We start from the raw sequence: 15,411 nt of genomic DNA on the forward strand, positions 1-15,411 counted from the left end.
TAAGCCCTTTGCACCACAGCCAAAGGCACCACGATGCGCGCAGCCATCGGAACCAGCGACTACCACGTTCCCGGTGAAACCTTCATCAACCGCCATATCGCCCATCTTTTCGGTGGCGATACGGTGGTTGTTGCAGGGCGCTTCAACGGCGACGACGCGCATGGCAAACCGATCTTCGAGCGGCGTGCAAAACCGCCCCTCCAAGACATCCTGCAAGCGCCGTTCTGGACCCTCTGGAACCGCCACCGACACAAGACCACGCGGCTGCCCTTCGGCGCACAGAAGGCGGCCCTCGCGGCGTTTCTCACCGATCAGAAGGTCGAGGTGATCCTAGCCGAGTTCGGCACCCAGGCGCTCGCTCTGGCCCCTCTCGCGAACGAACTGGGCATCCCGATCTTTTCGTATTTTCGCGGCACCGATGCTTCGAAATCCCTGCGCCCGCCGCGCATGCAGGCCGCCTACCGGTTGATGATGCCGCGCCTTGCGGGGGTGATCTCGGTGTCGCAATTCCTGCTCGACAACCTGGCCGCGCACGGCGTGCGCCATGCCAACGCTCACGTGATCCCTTCGGGCGTCGATGTGCGCCGCTTCGCACCCGGTATCACCCGCCCCCTGTCCTGCCTTGCGGTGGGGCGCTTCGTGGAAAAGAAGGCCCCTCTGACGACCCTGCGATCTTTCGCCGAGGCGACCCGCGATCTGCCCGACGCGCGGCTCGACCTGGTCGGCGACGGCCCGCTGCTGGAACCCGCGCAAGACCTCGCCAGAATGCTTGACGTGGCCGGAAAGGTCACCTTCCATGGTGCGCAACCCCATGATTTCGTGCGCGAAAAGCTCGCCACCACCGAGTTTTTCCTGCAGCACTCCGTCACCGCCAGGGACGGCAACACCGAAGGCCTTCCCACCGCGATCCAGGAAGCCATGGCCGCCGGGTGCATCACCGTCTCGACCCGGCATGCCGGCATCCCCGAGGCCATCGACGAGGGCGAAACCGGCTATCTCGTCGACGAGCATGACGGCCCGGCCTTCACCCGCGCGATCCACACCGCGATGACCGCGCCCGACCGCGCCGCGATGGCGGCCCGCGCACGCGCCGTGGCCGAAGACCGGTTCGACAACGACAATCTTCTGAAAAAGCTCGAAAACACGATTCTCGACACCCTGCGCCCCGAAGCCCGGCCCCTCTGACCTTCACAGCCCGCGCCGGGCAGGATAGGGAGGCGATCTGCCTTTTCGGACGACCATGCTGCTGTATCGCCTTCTCATCTCGCTGTTTTCCGGCGTCGTTCTGGTCCGGACCCTGCTGCGGCAGGGGCGGGTGGCGGTCTCCGCGCGTCTGGGCGGTGGCGGCCCCGCTGACGGGCGCGCGCGGATCTGGCTGCATGCGGCCTCGAACGGCGAACTGGCCTCGGCCCGCCCGGTCATCGACGCCCTGCAGGCGGCGCAGCCCGCCCGTGCCATCGTGGTGACCTGCAACACCGACACCGGCGTGACGCTGGCGCGGTCCATGGGTCTGGCGGCCACCCTCGCGCCGCTCGATCTCGGCTGGGCGGTCGCGCGCTTTGTCCGGGGCTGGGGTGTCACCGCGCATATCACCCTGGAGTCCGAGCTTTGGCCCAACCGGCTGGCGCGCATCCCTGGCCCGGTGATCGTGCTGGGCGGGCGTCTGACCGAAAAATCGGCGCGCATCTGGGGCCGGTTTCCCGCGCTGGCCCGGTCCATGCTTGCCAATGTCGACCTGCTCGCGGCGCAGGACGCGGGCTCTGCGTCGCGGTTCGTGGCGCTGGGCCTGCCCGTCTCCGCCGCGGGGCCGGTCACCGATCTCAAGGCGCTCTATGTGCCCGACCCGGATCTGGTCCCGTCGCCCGCGCTTGCCAAGGCCTATCCCCGCGCCACCACATGGCTCGCGGCCTCGACCCACAAGGGCGAAGAGTCGGTGGTGATCGCGGCCCATCTCGCGGCTCGCGCGCTTGCGCCGGGCCTGCGCCTGATCATCGCGCCGCGCCACCCCCGTCGCGCCGACGCGGTCGCGGCAGAGCTTGCGGCGGCGGGGCTGTCCGTGTCGCGCCGGTCGCGGGGCGAAGCCGGGGCCGAGGTGCTGCTGGCCGACACCATGGGCGAGATGCCGCTCTGGTATCAGCTTGCGGGCCGGGTCCTTGTCGGCGGCACGCTGACCGACCGCGGCGGCCACACCCCGTTCGAGCCCGCTTGGTTCGGATCGGCGATCCTGCACGGACCGGATGTGATCAATTTCGCGCGGCCCTTCGCCCTGCTGCACGCAGAGCACGCGGCGATCCGGGTCCGCGACGCCGCCACGCTGGCCCGCGCCCTCGACGATCTGTCGGCTCCCGCGGCGCAGACCCGTCTGGGGGCCGCCGGGCGCGCGGCCCTGCGCGTTGAGGCCGGTTTCGACGCGCTGATGGCCGCGATCCTGACGCAGCTTGCCCCCGACGCGGCGCGCTGAAGGGGCCGACCGGGGCGATGCCGCCATCATTGCAGGACGCTTGAACATGTCGCCGGATAGCATAGGTAAAGAACAGATGCTTTGGGCGAACGGATGATCAGTTACACGCTGAAATGCGCCGACGGGCACAGCTTCGACAGCTGGTTCAAATCGGCCTCTGCCTTCGACACCCTGCAGGCGCAGGGGCTTGTCACCTGCGCTGTCTGCGGCTCGGACCGGGTCGAAAAGGGGCTCATGGCCCCCTCGGTCTCGAAGTCGCAGAATACCGGTGATGCCGCCGGCGCGCCCCGGCCATCCCCGTCCGACCGGCCCCTGTCGCAACCGGCAAGCCCGGCCGAACAGGCGCTCGCCGCGCTGCGGGCGCATGTGGAAAAGAACCACCGGTATGTCGGGCGCAACTTCGCCACCGAGGCCCGCGCCATGCATGACGGCGACATGCCCGCGCGCCCGATCTGGGGCGAGGCGCGCGCGGACGAGGCGCGCAAGCTGGCCGAGGACGGCGTCGCCGTCGCCGCCTTGCCCTTCACGCCGTCGCGCAAAAGCAACTGACGCGTGCGCCCGGTTCCCCGGACAGACCGGGCATGAGCCTGCCCGCCACGCCCCGGGATTTCCCCCGCGCCTTCGCCGCCGCATGGGCCACCCGGCGCGGCGCGGCGGGCTGGCAGGCGGTCGCGGCGCAGAACACCGACATCGTGCCCGGGGCCGAGACGCACCTGAACCTGTCGGGCCTGCGCGCCGTCGATTACCGCTGATCCGGCCCCACTCCGGCCCTGCGCGGATTGCGGCGATCGGGACCGCGTGCGCGCTCTTGCGCGCGGCAGGTCGCGCGATTACACGGCACCCAGCAGCAACCGGGAGGCGCGCGATGCCCGTTCTCGTGATGAAGTTCGGCGGTACCTCCGTCGCCACGCTCGACCGCATCCGGCGGGCGGCGAAACGTGTCGGCGTCGAGGTCGCCAAGGGCTATGACGTCATCGTCATCGTGTCGGCGATGTCGGGCGAGACCAACAAGCTTGTGGGCTTCGTCGGCGAAACCTCTCCGTTCTACGATGCCCGCGAATACGATGCGGTCGTGTCCTCGGGCGAAAACGTGACCGCCGGTCTGATGGCGCTGACCTTGCAGGAAATGGACGTGCCCGCGCGGTCCTGGCAGGGCTGGCAGGTGCCGCTGAAGACCACCTCGGCGCATGGCGCGGCGCGGATCGTCGACATCCCGACCGACAACATTACCGCCAAGTTCGGCGAGGGCATGCGCGTCGCGGTGGTGGCGGGCTTCCAGGGCCTGTCGCCCGAGGGCCGGATCACCACGCTGGGGCGCGGCGGGTCGGACACCACGGCGGTGGCCTTCGCGGCGGCCTTCAAGGCGGACCGCTGCGACATCTATACCGACGTCGACGGCGTCTACACTACCGATCCGCGGGTCTGCGAAAAGGCCCGCAAGCTCGACCGCATCGCTTTCGAGGAAATGCTCGAACTGGCCTCGCTCGGGGCCAAGGTGCTGCAGACCCGGTCGGTCGAACTGGCGATGCGCTACAAGGTGAAGCTGCGGGTGTTGTCGAGCTTCGAGGAACCATCGGACACGGCAGGCACGCTGGTCTGCGACGAGGAGGACATCATGGAAAGCAAAGTTGTGGCCGGTGTGGCCCATTCCCGCGACGAGGCAAAGATGACGCTGGTGTCGGTCGCCGACCGCCCGGGCATCGCCGCGGCGATCTTCATGCCGCTGGCCGAGGCCGGGGTGAACGTCGACATGATCGTGCAGAACATCTCGGATGACGGGCGCACCGACATGACGTTCTCCTGCCCCGTCGACCATGTGAAACGGGCGCAGAAGGCGATGGACGACGCCAAGGCCGCAGGGCACATCAACTTTCACGATCTGGTCGCCGATACCGGGGTCTGCAAGGTGTCGGTGGTGGGCATCGGCATGCGCAGCCATGCGGGCGTGGCCGCGCGGATGTTCGAGACGCTGGCGGCGGAAGGCATCAACATCAAGGTGATCACCACGTCCGAGATCAAGATCTCGGTGCTGGTCGACCGGAAATACATGGAATTAGCGGTGCAGGCGCTGCATGATACCTTCGAACTTGAAAAAGCCTGAACCGGTCACTATTCGCTAGATTTAATTGCACGTTAACACCTTTCGCGTGCGAAAGGTTTTTATGCGACAACCTATAAGGGAAGCCCTCTTCCACGGAGGGGGCGGTGTCGTCTATAGTCGACATTGAATTTCAGAATTGGACTTGCCCATGCCGGAACGCGAAGAAAGCGAGAGCCGGAAACTACTGCGCCGTCTGCGCGATACCATGGCAGAAGAGGCCGCCGGTCAGGCGCGCCTGGACAAGATCACCCATCTGACCGCCGATTCCACCGGCACCGACGTGTGCTCGGTCTACCTGTTCCGCGATCGCGACACGCTCGAGCTGTGCGCGACCCATGGCCTCAAGCCCGAGGCCGTGCACCAAACCCGGATGCGCATGGGCGAAGGCCTGGTGGGGCGCGTGGCCCGCACCGGCAAGGTGGTGAACGCCGCCGACGCGCCGTCGGCGCCGGGCTTCCGCTACATGCCCGAAACCGGCGAGGAGATCTTTTCGTCCTTCCTCGGGGTGCCGATCCAGCGTCTGGGCGAAAAGCTGGGCGTTCTCGTGGTGCAGTCGAAGGATGCGCGCGAGTTTTCCGCCGATGAGGTCTACGCGCTGGAAGTGGTGGCGATGGTGCTGGCCGAGATGGCCGAGCTTGGCGCCTTCGTGGGCGAGGGCGCGGCGCTGCAGGCCCGCCACACCGAGCCACGTCTGATCCGGGGCACCACCGGGCAGGAAGGCGCCGCCGAGGGCCATGTCTGGCTGCACGAACCCCGCGTCGTGGTCACCAACCTCGTGGCCGACGACCCGCAGACGGAACGCGCGCGCCTGGCCGAGGCGGTGATCGCGCTGCAGGTGTCGGTCGACGACCTTCTGGCCTCGGCGGACGACCCCGAGCAACGCGCCGTGCTGCAAGCCTATCGCATGTTCGCGGGCTCCAAGGGCTGGATCCGCCGCATGGAAGAGGACATCGACCGTGGCCTGTCGGCGGAATCGGCGGTCGAGAAGCAGCAGTCCAACGCCCGCGCGCGGATGAGCGTTGCCACCGACAGCTACCTGCGCGAACGGCTTCAGGACCTCGACGATTTGTCGAACAAGCTGTTGCGCATCCTGACCGGCCAGGGCGCCGAGACCGGCGCCGAGATGCCCGACGATCCGATCCTGCTGGCCCGCAACATCGGCCCCGGCGAGTTGCTGGAATACGGCCGGCGTCTGCGCGGCGTGGTGCTCGAGGAAGGCTCTGTCGGCAGCCACGCGGCCATTGTCGCCCGGGCGCTGGCGATCCCGCTGGTGATCCATGCGGGCAACATCACCACCGAGGCGCTGAACGGCGACCACCTGATGGTCGACGGCGATCAGGGCATCGTGCACCTGCGCCCGGACGAGACGGTCGTGGGGGCGTTCCGCGACAAGATGGCGATGCAGGCCAAGGCGCTGGAGCGCTACGCGTCGATCCGCGATGTCGATTGCGTCACCGCCTGCGGCACCCGCGTGCACCTGAACATGAACGCGGGCCTGATGGCCGACCTGCCCAGCCTCGACGGGTCGGGGGCCGAAGGGGTGGGGTTGTTCCGCACCGAACTGCAATTCCTGGTGCGCAACCAGATGCCGCGCCGCACCGAGCTTGCGGCGCTTTATGCGCGCGTGCTGGACGCCGCCCATGGCAAGCGGGTCAATTTCCGCACCCTCGACATCGGCTCGGACAAGGTGCTGCCCTACATGAAGCCCAACGACGAGCCGAACCCGGCGCTGGGCTGGCGCGCGATCCGGGTGGGGCTCGACAAGCCCGGCATCATGCGGATGCAGCTGCAGGCGCTGTTCCGCGCCGCCAATGGTCGTCCGCTGACCCTGATGTTCCCCTTTGTCGCGCAATTCGACGAATACCGCGCCGCCCGCGCCGAGGTCGACAAGACCATCGCCCGCGAGGAACGCCTGGGCCATGCGGTGCCCGAACATATCGAGGTCGGGGCCATGCTCGAGACGCCGAGCCTGGCCTTCGCCCCGCGGCAGTTCTTCGACGAGGTCGATTTCCTGTCGATCGGCGGCAACGATCTCAAGCAGTTCTTCTTTGCCGCCGACCGCGAGAACGAACGCGTGCGCCGCCGCTACGACACGCTGAACTGTTCGTTCCTGACCTTCATCGAGAACATCGTCGAACGCTGCCGCATATCCGGCACGCCGCTGTCCTTCTGCGGCGAGGATGCGGGCCGCCCGATCGAGGCGCTCTGCCTCGCGGCGGTCGGTCTGCGCACCCTGTCGATGCGGCCCGCCTCGATCGGACCGGTCAAGCACCTGATGATGCGGGTGCGGCTCGACGAGCTGCGCGCGGTCATCGAGAACGCGTGCCACGACGGCCACCAGTCCGCGCGCGGCCCGGTGATGGAATACTTGCGCACGCTGGACTAGGGCCGGGCCGGATAGGGGGCGGGGCGGAGCGGGGCTTCGGACGGCATTGGTCGTCTCAGGCGCCACGGAGACCGCGGCAGACGACCAGGACCGGCGCCGCGCACCGTCGTGGCGCTTTGCACGCCCCGTTTGCTATGTTATGCGCCGCATTCATACCCGTTTCCCGCGCGCTGCGGTTTCGCCGCCTGGCAAAACCCGGTACCCGCGCAGGCTTACGCAAAGATTTCAACGACCGAAAAGAGACCCCGCCATGCCCCGAGCTCTCCTGGCGCGCTTTGCCGAGAACATCTCGTCCGCCGACCTGTCGATCCTGCCCAAGGACAAGCTGACCCTCGGGCAGATCAAGACCGAGTTCCTGTCGGGCCTGACCGTGGCGCTGGCGCTGGTGCCCGAAGCGGTGGCCTTCGCCTTCGTGGCCGGGGTGCATCCCCTGGTCGGGCTCTATGCCGCTTTCATCGTCGGGCTGATCACCGCCTTCATCGGCGGACGGCCGGGGATGATCTCGGGCGCGACCGGGGCACTGGCGGTGGTGATGGTGGCGCTGGTGGCCGAACACGGCGTCGAGTACCTCTTTGCCACCGTGGTGCTGATGGGCATCCTGCAGATCAGCGCCGGGGCGCTGGGCTGGGGCAAGTTCATCCGGCTGGTGCCGCATCCGGTGATGCTGGGTTTCGTCAACGGGCTGGCGATCGTGATCTTCCTTGCGCAGCTGACCCAGTTCCAGGTGCCCGGCACCGCCGAGGCCACGGGCCACGGGGCCTCGGGCGGGGACTGGCTGCCGATGGCGCAGATGCTGCCGATGCTGGGCCTTGTCGGCCTGACCATGGCGGTGATCTGGCTCTTGCCGCGCCTGACCAAGGTGGTGCCCGCGCCGCTGGTGGGCATCGCGGTGACCGCCGCCATCGTCATCGCCTTCGGGGTCAACGTGCCGCGGGTCGGGGACCTGGCCTCGATCCAGGGCGGGCTGCCGGCCTTCCACATCCCCGCCGTGCCGCTGACCTTCGAAACCCTCGAGATCATCCTGCCCTATGCCGTGATCCTGGCCGCCATCGGCCTGATCGAAAGCCTGCTGACGCTCAACCTCGTGGGCGAGATGACCGGCCAGCGCGGCGGCGCCAGCCAGGAATGCGTGGCCCAGGGCGTGGCCAACACGGTGACCGGCTTTTTCGGCGGCATGGGCGGCTGCGCGATGATCGGCCAGTCGATGATCAACGTGAAATCCGGCGGGCGCACACGCATCGCGGCCATCGCCGCGGCGCTGTTCCTGTTGGTCTTCATCCTCTTCGCCTCGCCGCTGATCGAGCTTATTCCGCTCGCGGCCCTTGTCGGCGTGATGTTCATGGTGGTGATCGGCACCTTCGCCTGGAACTCGCTGAAGATCCTGACCCGGGTGCCCAAGATGGACGCCTTCGTGATCCTGCTGGTGACCGTGGTCACCGTGCTCGAGGACCTCGCCGTGGCGGTGGTGGTGGGCGTCATCGCCTCGGCGCTGGAATATGCCTGGACCAACGCGCGCCGGATCTCGGCCAAGACCTACATCACCCCCGAAGGCGCCAAGGTCTACCAGGTCCACGGACCGCTGTTCTTCGGCTCGGCGGACGGCTTCAACGAACTGTTCAACCCCGAGCAAGACCCCAGCCTGGTCATCGTCGACTTCGCCGAAAGCCGCGTCGCCGACCAGTCGGCGCTGCAGGCCATCGAGGCGGTGGCCGGCAAGTACGAGGCCGAGGGCAAGCGGATCGAACTGCGCCACCTGTCGCGCGATTGCCATTGGCTGCTGCAGAAATCCGGTCACCTCGTGGTCGAGGCGGATGACGACCCCGACTACGGCATCGCGGTGGATTACGGCGTGCGCACCGGCATCATCGGCGGCCACTAGGCGCGGGCAGACGGGGTCAGACGCGACAGGGCCACTTGTCGGCCCTGTCCCATACGGACCACCGCAGCCCCGCCTTTCCATTTGCAAAATACGCCGGGGGGGAATTCGGCCCCCGGGGCCGAAGGGGGGGCAGCGCCCCCCTGTGCCCGCGCCCCGCCATCGCGCCGCATCCGGTCGCCCTATGGCCCCCGGTCATTCGCCGGGGCGCTTGAGGGCGAACTTCTCGCGGATGACGGAATAGTCGCGGTAACCCATGCGGGTCAGCGGGTTGTAGCGCAGCACGTCGAACTCCCCGTCGACCAGGCAGTCGTCGCGCAGATGCACGCCCGTCACCTCTCCGAAGACCGCGAAATTCGCCGCTCCGGGCAACTGCACGATCTGCGTCAGCTTGCATTCGAGATTGGCGGGGGCGGCGGCCACGCGGGAACAGGCGATGGTGTCGCATTCGGCGCGATCGATCCCCGCAAGAGTGAACTCGTCGGTGTCCTTGTCCCAGGGCCCCGAGGTCCGGTTCATGACGTCGCGCATCGCGTATTCCACGATGTTGACGCAGAACACACCGGTGTCGCGGATATTGGCGACGCTGTCCTTGGTGTCGCCCCGGTCGGGCTTGGCCGAGGTCGAGGCGAACATGACCTGCGGCGGCTCGTAGGCCACGGCGTTGAAGAACGAATAGGGCGCGAGGTTCTCGGACCCGTCCGCGCCGCGCGTCGAGATCCAGCCGATCGGGCGTGGTGTGACGACGGCGTTGAACGGGTTGTGCGGCAGGCCGTGGCCGTCTTCGGGGCGGTAGAACATGGCGTCTCTCCTTTGATCGGGCAGGCGGGGCCGGTCCGTCCCGCATGCGGCCAGATAGACCGGACCGCCGCGCCGACGGCAAGGGCAAGCCTGCTGTTTGCCGCCGCAAAAGCCGCGTGCTAGGCGGACACCGGCGAAGCATTTGGACGGAGCGCGCGCGTGTATATCCTCGGTCAGGAACAGCCGGCCGACTGGTGGGAGGTCGAGGCGCTGTTCGATCTCGGCTTCGCGCCGGGTCGGCAGGCGCTGTCGTCCTACCGGTTGCGCGAAGGCGTGGCGCCGGTCGCGGCGTTGTGCCGGGTGGCGCGCGCCGAGGAGGGCGGCCAGGTCGGCGGCGCGATTCGCTACTGGCCGGTGCAGGTCGCGGGGCAGGCGGTGCTGCTGCTGGGCCCGGTTGCGGTGCACCCGACGGCACAGGGCGAGGGGCTGGGCGGCGCGCTGATCCGCGACAGTCTGGAGCGCGCGCGCGGGATCTGCCCGCGCATCCTGCTGGTGGGCGACGCGCCCTATTACAGCCGCTTCGGCTTTTCCCGCGCCGAGGGCATCGAGATGCCGCGCCCGACCAACCCCGACCGGGTGCTGTGGCGGGCGCTGACGCCCGGTGCATGGGACGGGATCGCGGGTCCGGTGACCCGCGCAACCTGACTGCGGGTCCAGTGACCCGCGCGACCTGACTACGGGTCCGGTGATCCGGGCGGCTTGAAAGCTGCGGCCCGAGCGCCGATCTTATGGCCCATGACACGCACAGACCTCGTTCCCGTCCAGATCGACACCGACATCGCGGCCCTGGCCAGGCGGCACCGCCGGGCCGGGGGTGTCGGCCTTCAGGTTCTCAATATTCTGGGCGGGCAGGCCGAAAACCTGCTCGAGCGGTTGCCCGACCGGATCAAGATCCGGCTCGAGGCCGCGACGCTGCGGGCGCTTGAAAGCGCGATGCGGGCGGCGTCGGGATCGCGCGGGGTGGTGCCGGACCAGCAAAGCTGGCTGAACACGGCGCTGGCGACCGCGATGGGGGCGGCGGGTGGCGCGGGCGGCCTGCCGACGGCACTGGCCGAGTTGCCGGTGACGACCACGGTGCTGCTGCGGGCGATCCAGGGCATCGCGGCCGAGCACGGCTTTGACCCGGACGATCCCGAGATCGCCAAGGAATGCCTGCTGGTCTTCGGCTCTGCCGGTCCGCTCGAGGCCGATGACGGGGCCGACATGGCCTTTCTGTCGGCGCGGGTGACGCTGACCGGAGCCACGGTGCACGGCATCATCGCGCGGGTGGCCCCGCGCCTTGCGACGGTGATGGGCCAGAAGCTCGCGGCGCAGACGATCCCGGTCCTGGGGGCGGCGGCGGGGGCGGCCACGAACTATGCCTATACCAGTTATTATCAGGAAATGGCGCATGTGCATTTCGGCCTCAAGCGCCTGTCCGAACGGTCGGGCCAGCCGCGAGAGGTGCTGGTCGAGGCGCTGCGTGTGGCGGTCAGGCGTCGCTGAGTTCACCCTTTCTTAAGGTTAATGCGGCAGAACCACAGGCAACGGTCGTGAAACGTCCGGACCGCATGCGCGGCATGGCAGCAGAACGCGCCGTGCCTGACGGGCAGAATGCCGGTTTTATGCATGTGGCAGTCTACCGGGGCCCTTGTGGCCCCTCTGGCCCCTCGTGGTGCCCTCATGACCCCCGCTGGCGCCTCGTCGTCTGCGGGGGTTTTTCGTGGCGGGATGTGATGGCGGCGGACCGCTTGGGACGGATCGCGACCGGTCTGGGCGGGCGGGCACCGGTGCGCGGCGGCGGGCGCTGATTTGCAGGGCGCGTGCAGGGTGGCGTGACGGGGCGGGCATTGTCTTGGCGGGGCAGGCGTCTGGCCCGCTGCTGGCATCGGGCCGGGCCTGGCGGGGCGCGCGCGCGGCGGGCGGTTCGGCATGGCGCGGCCATTGCCAAGCCGCGGCCAAGCTGTTTCGATGCGCGGGACGCAGGCGAAGGACAGGGGATGGTCGCACGGCTTGGCATTATCGGCGGATCGGGTGTCTATGACATCGACGGTCTGGACGCCGCGGAGTGGGTCCCGGTGGCGACGCCCTGGGGGCCGCCGTCTGACGACATCCTGACCGGCACGCTGGACGGCCTGCCCATGGCCTTTCTGCCACGGCACGGGCGCGGCCATGTGCATGCGCCCTCGGATGTGCCCTACCGCGCCAATATCGACGCGCTGAAGCGGCTGGGGGTGACCGACCTTGTGTCGGTGTCGGCCTGCGGGTCGTTCCGGGACGCCATGGCGCCGGGCGATTTTGTCATCGTGCGCCAGTATATCGACCGCACCTTCACGCGGCAGACCTCGTTCTTCGGACAGGGCTGCGTTGCGCATGTCTCGATGGCCCATCCGGTCTGCGCGCGGCTGTCGGAGATCGCCACGCGGGCGGCGCAGCGGACCGGCGTCCGGGTGCATGACGGTGGCACCTATCTGGCGATGGAAGGGCCGCAATTCTCGACCTATGCGGAAAGCAGGCTGTATCGCGAAGGGTGGGGCGCGGACGTCATCGGCATGACCAACCTGCCCGAGGCGAAACTCGCCCGGGAGGCCGAGATCTGCTATGCCTCGGTGGCGATGGTGACCGATTACGACTGCTGGCATCCCGACCATGACGCGGTCGACGTGGCCGACGTGGTCCGCGTTCTCGGGGCCAATGCGGCCCATGCCAAGGCGCTGGTGCGGGGCCTGCCTGCGGATATGGCCGACCGGCCGGTTCCGTGCCCCTGCGGCTGTGACCGGGCGCTCGATCATGCGATCATCACCCATGCGGGGGCGCGCGATGCGGGGCTTGTGGACAAGCTCGATGCCGTGGCAGGACGTGTCCTGCGCGCCTCATCCTGATCCAGACGTGAAAGGCCCAAGCCCGATGAAGAAGGTCGAGGATTATATCCGCACCATCGCCGATTTCCCGCATGAGGGGATCATGTTCCGCGATGTCACCACGCTGTTCGCCGATCCGCGCGGGTTTCGCATGGCGATCGACCAGTTGCTGCATCCCTATGCGGGGTTGCGTTTCGACAAGGTTGTCGGGCTCGAGGCGCGGGGCTTCATCCTGGGCGGGGCGGTGGCGCACCAGCTGTCGGCGGGATTCGTGCCGATCCGCAAGAAGGGCAAGCTGCCGGGGGCGGTGATTTCGGAACGCTACACGCTGGAATACGGCGAGGCGGTGGTCGAGATACATGACGACGCGCTGCGCCCCGGCGAGCAGGTGCTGCTGGTCGACGATCTGCTGGCCACGGGCGGCACCGCGGAGGCCGGGATCAAGCTGTGCGAGCGGCTCGGGGCCGAGATCATCGGCTGCGCCTTCATCGTCGATCTGCCGGATCTTGGCGGGCGCAGGAAGCTGGAGGCGCTGGGCATGGAGGTGCACGCGCTGTGTTCCTATGCGGGGGATTGAGGATGCGCGCTGCGATGCCCGCGTTGCCAAGGGCGCGGTGTTCTTCTAGATCATCGGTCGACTTATGTATACAAGGCGGGGAGAACGGGCATGGTTGAACGCGTTGAGCGACTGGGGCTGCAGGTCGACAGGATCCTGTGCGACTTCATCGAGACCGAGGCGCTGCCCGGCAGCGGCATCGAGGCCGAGGATTTCTGGTCCGGCCTCGGCGCGCTGATCGAAGAGATGACCCCGGTCAATCGCGACCTCTTGCAGACGCGCGAAAAGCTGCAATCGCAGATCGACGCCTGGCACCGCGCGCGGGCCAACCAGCCGCATGACCACGAGGCCTACAAGGCGTTCCTGTCCGAGATCGGCTATCTGTTGCCCGAGGGGCCGGATTTCCAGATCGAGACCGAGAATACCGATCCCGAGATCGCCCATGTGCCGGGGCCGCAGCTGGTCGTGCCGATCACCAATGCGCGCTACGCGCTGAACGCCGCCAATGCCCGGTGGGGCAGTCTTTACGACAGCCTGTACGGCACCGATGCGATGGGCTCCGCGCCGCCCGAGGGCGGCTATGAGCGCGGCCGCGGGGCCCGGGTGGTGGCGCGCGCGCGGCTGTTTCTTGACGAGACCTTTCCGGTGGCGGGGCTGTCGCATTCCGACGCGCGGCGCTATCACGTGAGCAAGGGCGCGCTGCTGGTCGACGACTTGCCACTCGAGAACCCGCAGGCCTTCGTGGGCTATCGCGGCCATCCCAAGGCCCCGGACGCGATCCTGCTGCGCAATAACGGCCTGCATGTGGAGATGGTCTTCGATCGCACGCATTTCATCGGCGCAAGGGATCGCGCCGGGCTGGCGGATGTGCGGCTGGAAAGCGCCGTCTCGGCGATCATGGATTGCGAGGATTCCGTCGCCTGCGTCGATGGCGCGGACAAGACGCAAGCCTATCGCAACTGGCTGGGGCTGATGCAGGGCGATCTGGCCGAGGAGGTCGAGAAGGGCGGCAGGACCGTGACCCGCAGGCTTCACCCCGACCAAAGCTATACCGCGCCCGGTGGCGGCGAGATCACCGTCAAGGGCCGCGCGCTGATGCTGGTGCGCAATGTCGGCCATCTGATGACCAACCCCGCGATCCTCGATGCCGAGGGCCACGAGGTCTACGAGGGGCTGTTGGACGCGATGATCACCGTGATGATCGCGCGGCACGACCTGGCCAAGACGCAAGGCCCGCGCAACTCGGTCACGGGGTCGGTCTATGTGGTCAAGCCGAAGATGCACGGCCCCGAAGAGGTGGCCTTCGCGGACCGGATCTTTGCCCGGGTCGAGGCACTGCTGGATCTGCCGCCGAACACCGTCAAGATCGGCATCATGGACGAGGAACGGCGCACGTCGGTGAACCTCAAGGAATGCATCCGGGCGGCAAAATCGCGGGTGGCCTTCATCAATACCGGTTTTCTCGACCGCACCGGAGACGAGATCCACACCTCGATGGAGGCCGGGCCGTTCAGCCGCAAGGATTACATCAAGCGGCAGAAGTGGATCGACGGCTACGAGACCCGCAACGTCGATATCGGTCTGAAATGCGGGCTGTCGGGGCGGGCGCAGATCGGCAAGGGCATGTGGGCGATGCCCGACCGCATGGCGGCGATGCTCGAGACCAAGATCGCGCATCCGAAGTCGGGGGCGAATTGCGCCTGGGTGCCGTCGCCCACCGCCGCGACGCTGCATGCGCTGCATTATCACAAGGTCGACGTGATGGGCTTGCAGGCGCAGATGATGAAATCCGAGAATTACGCGCAGGTGGATGCGGTGCTGTCGATCCCGCTGGCGGCGTTCCGCAAGTGGACCCCCGACCAGGTGCGCCGCGAGGTCGAGAACAACGCCCAGGGGATTCTGGGCTATGTGGTGCGCTGGATCGACCAGGGGGTCGGCTGTTCCAAGGTGCCCGACATCAACGATGTGGGCCTGATGGAGGACCGCGCGACCTGCCGCATCTCGGCCCAGCACATCGCCAACTGGCTGCATCACGACATCGTCTCGAGGAACGAGGTGATGGAGATCATGCAGCGCATGGCCAGGGTGGTGGATGAGCAGAACGCGGGCGATCCGGCCTATCGCCCGATGGCCCCGGATTTCGACGGCATCGCCTTTCAGGCGGCCTGCGACCTGGTGTTCCAGGGCCGCGAGCAGCCGTCGGGCTATACCGAGCCGGTATTGCATCGCCGCAGGCTGGAGTTGAAGGCGGCAGGGCTGTGAGGGCGGGATGATCGGCGCCGGGGTCTGGCCCCTGGCCGAACCCCGGGTGGGGGCGCTGCCCCCACACCCCCGGAGTATTTCCGGTCCGATCGTGAAGCGGCGCGACGCGGCTTGAAGGGTGTCGGGTC

Annotated in this window: 13 protein-coding genes; 12 read left to right on the forward strand and 1 reads right to left on the reverse strand. The window is 67.9% G+C overall.

Annotated elements, in window-relative coordinates; genetic code table 11:
* Positions 1-33 precede the first annotated feature (33 nt).
* The 7 genes from ACXYMN_RS11720 (at position 34) to ACXYMN_RS11750 (ending at position 8,827) form a co-directional block, all read left to right on the forward strand.
* Entirely contained in the window at positions 34-1,185 is a 1,152-nt protein-coding gene (locus ACXYMN_RS11720) for a glycosyltransferase (RefSeq protein ID WP_459013842.1), read from the forward strand.
* A gap of 55 nt (positions 1,186-1,240) precedes the next feature.
* Entirely contained in the window at positions 1,241-2,461 is a 1,221-nt protein-coding gene (locus ACXYMN_RS11725) for a 3-deoxy-D-manno-octulosonic acid transferase (protein WP_459013843.1), read from the forward strand.
* Between the two features lie 93 nt (positions 2,462-2,554).
* Positions 2,555-3,010: a DUF1178 family protein gene (locus ACXYMN_RS11730; RefSeq protein WP_459013844.1), complete on the forward strand. Its 456-nt coding sequence runs from the start codon at positions 2,555-2,557 to the stop codon at positions 3,008-3,010.
* 32 nt (positions 3,011-3,042) lie between these two features.
* Positions 3,043-3,213: a hypothetical protein gene (locus tag ACXYMN_RS11735; RefSeq protein WP_459013845.1), complete on the forward strand. Its 171-nt coding sequence runs from the start codon at positions 3,043-3,045 to the stop codon at positions 3,211-3,213.
* Positions 3,214-3,326: 113 nt separating this feature from the next.
* Complete coding sequence (locus tag ACXYMN_RS11740) at positions 3,327-4,562, forward strand: aspartate kinase (RefSeq protein WP_459013846.1); 1,236 nt, start codon at positions 3,327-3,329, stop codon at positions 4,560-4,562.
* Positions 4,563-4,710: 148 nt separating this feature from the next.
* Entirely contained in the window at positions 4,711-6,948 is a 2,238-nt protein-coding gene (ptsP, locus tag ACXYMN_RS11745) for a phosphoenolpyruvate--protein phosphotransferase (RefSeq protein WP_459013847.1), read from the forward strand.
* Positions 6,949-7,198: 250 nt separating this feature from the next.
* Positions 7,199-8,827 carry a SulP family inorganic anion transporter gene (locus ACXYMN_RS11750; protein ID WP_459013849.1) on the forward strand — a complete coding sequence of 543 codons (1,629 nt, stop codon included), beginning with the start codon at positions 7,199-7,201 and terminating at the stop codon, positions 8,825-8,827.
* A gap of 192 nt (positions 8,828-9,019) precedes the next feature.
* On the opposite strand, the gene ACXYMN_RS11755 is transcribed toward ACXYMN_RS11750, so the two are convergent.
* Positions 9,020-9,625, reverse strand: coding sequence for a flavin reductase family protein (locus ACXYMN_RS11755; protein WP_459013850.1), 606 nt, complete (start codon positions 9,623-9,625; stop codon positions 9,020-9,022).
* A gap of 159 nt (positions 9,626-9,784) precedes the next feature.
* On the opposite strand from ACXYMN_RS11755, the gene ACXYMN_RS11760 reads away from it, so the two are divergent.
* The 5 genes from ACXYMN_RS11760 to ACXYMN_RS11780 all read left to right on the forward strand — a co-directional run bounded on the left by ACXYMN_RS11760 (position 9,785) and on the right by ACXYMN_RS11780 (position 15,283).
* Entirely contained in the window at positions 9,785-10,270 is a 486-nt protein-coding gene (locus tag ACXYMN_RS11760) for a GNAT family N-acetyltransferase (protein ID WP_459013851.1), read from the forward strand.
* A gap of 90 nt (positions 10,271-10,360) precedes the next feature.
* Positions 10,361-11,110: an EcsC family protein gene (locus ACXYMN_RS11765; protein ID WP_459013852.1), complete on the forward strand. Its 750-nt coding sequence runs from the start codon at positions 10,361-10,363 to the stop codon at positions 11,108-11,110.
* 494 nt (positions 11,111-11,604) lie between these two features.
* Positions 11,605-12,486 (forward strand): S-methyl-5'-thioadenosine phosphorylase, encoded by an 882-nt coding sequence (locus ACXYMN_RS11770; protein WP_459013853.1) that lies wholly within the window; start codon positions 11,605-11,607, stop codon positions 12,484-12,486.
* Positions 12,487-12,511: 25 nt separating this feature from the next.
* A complete protein-coding gene (locus ACXYMN_RS11775; protein WP_459013854.1) occupies positions 12,512-13,042 on the forward strand; it encodes an adenine phosphoribosyltransferase in 531 nt (176 codons plus the stop codon).
* Between the two features lie 90 nt (positions 13,043-13,132).
* Positions 13,133-15,283 (forward strand): malate synthase G, encoded by a 2,151-nt coding sequence (locus ACXYMN_RS11780; RefSeq protein ID WP_459013855.1) that lies wholly within the window; start codon positions 13,133-13,135, stop codon positions 15,281-15,283.
* Positions 15,284-15,411: the final 128 nt, after the last annotated feature.

The sequence above is a fragment of the Roseivivax sp. CAU 1753 genome (assembly GCF_054482575.1).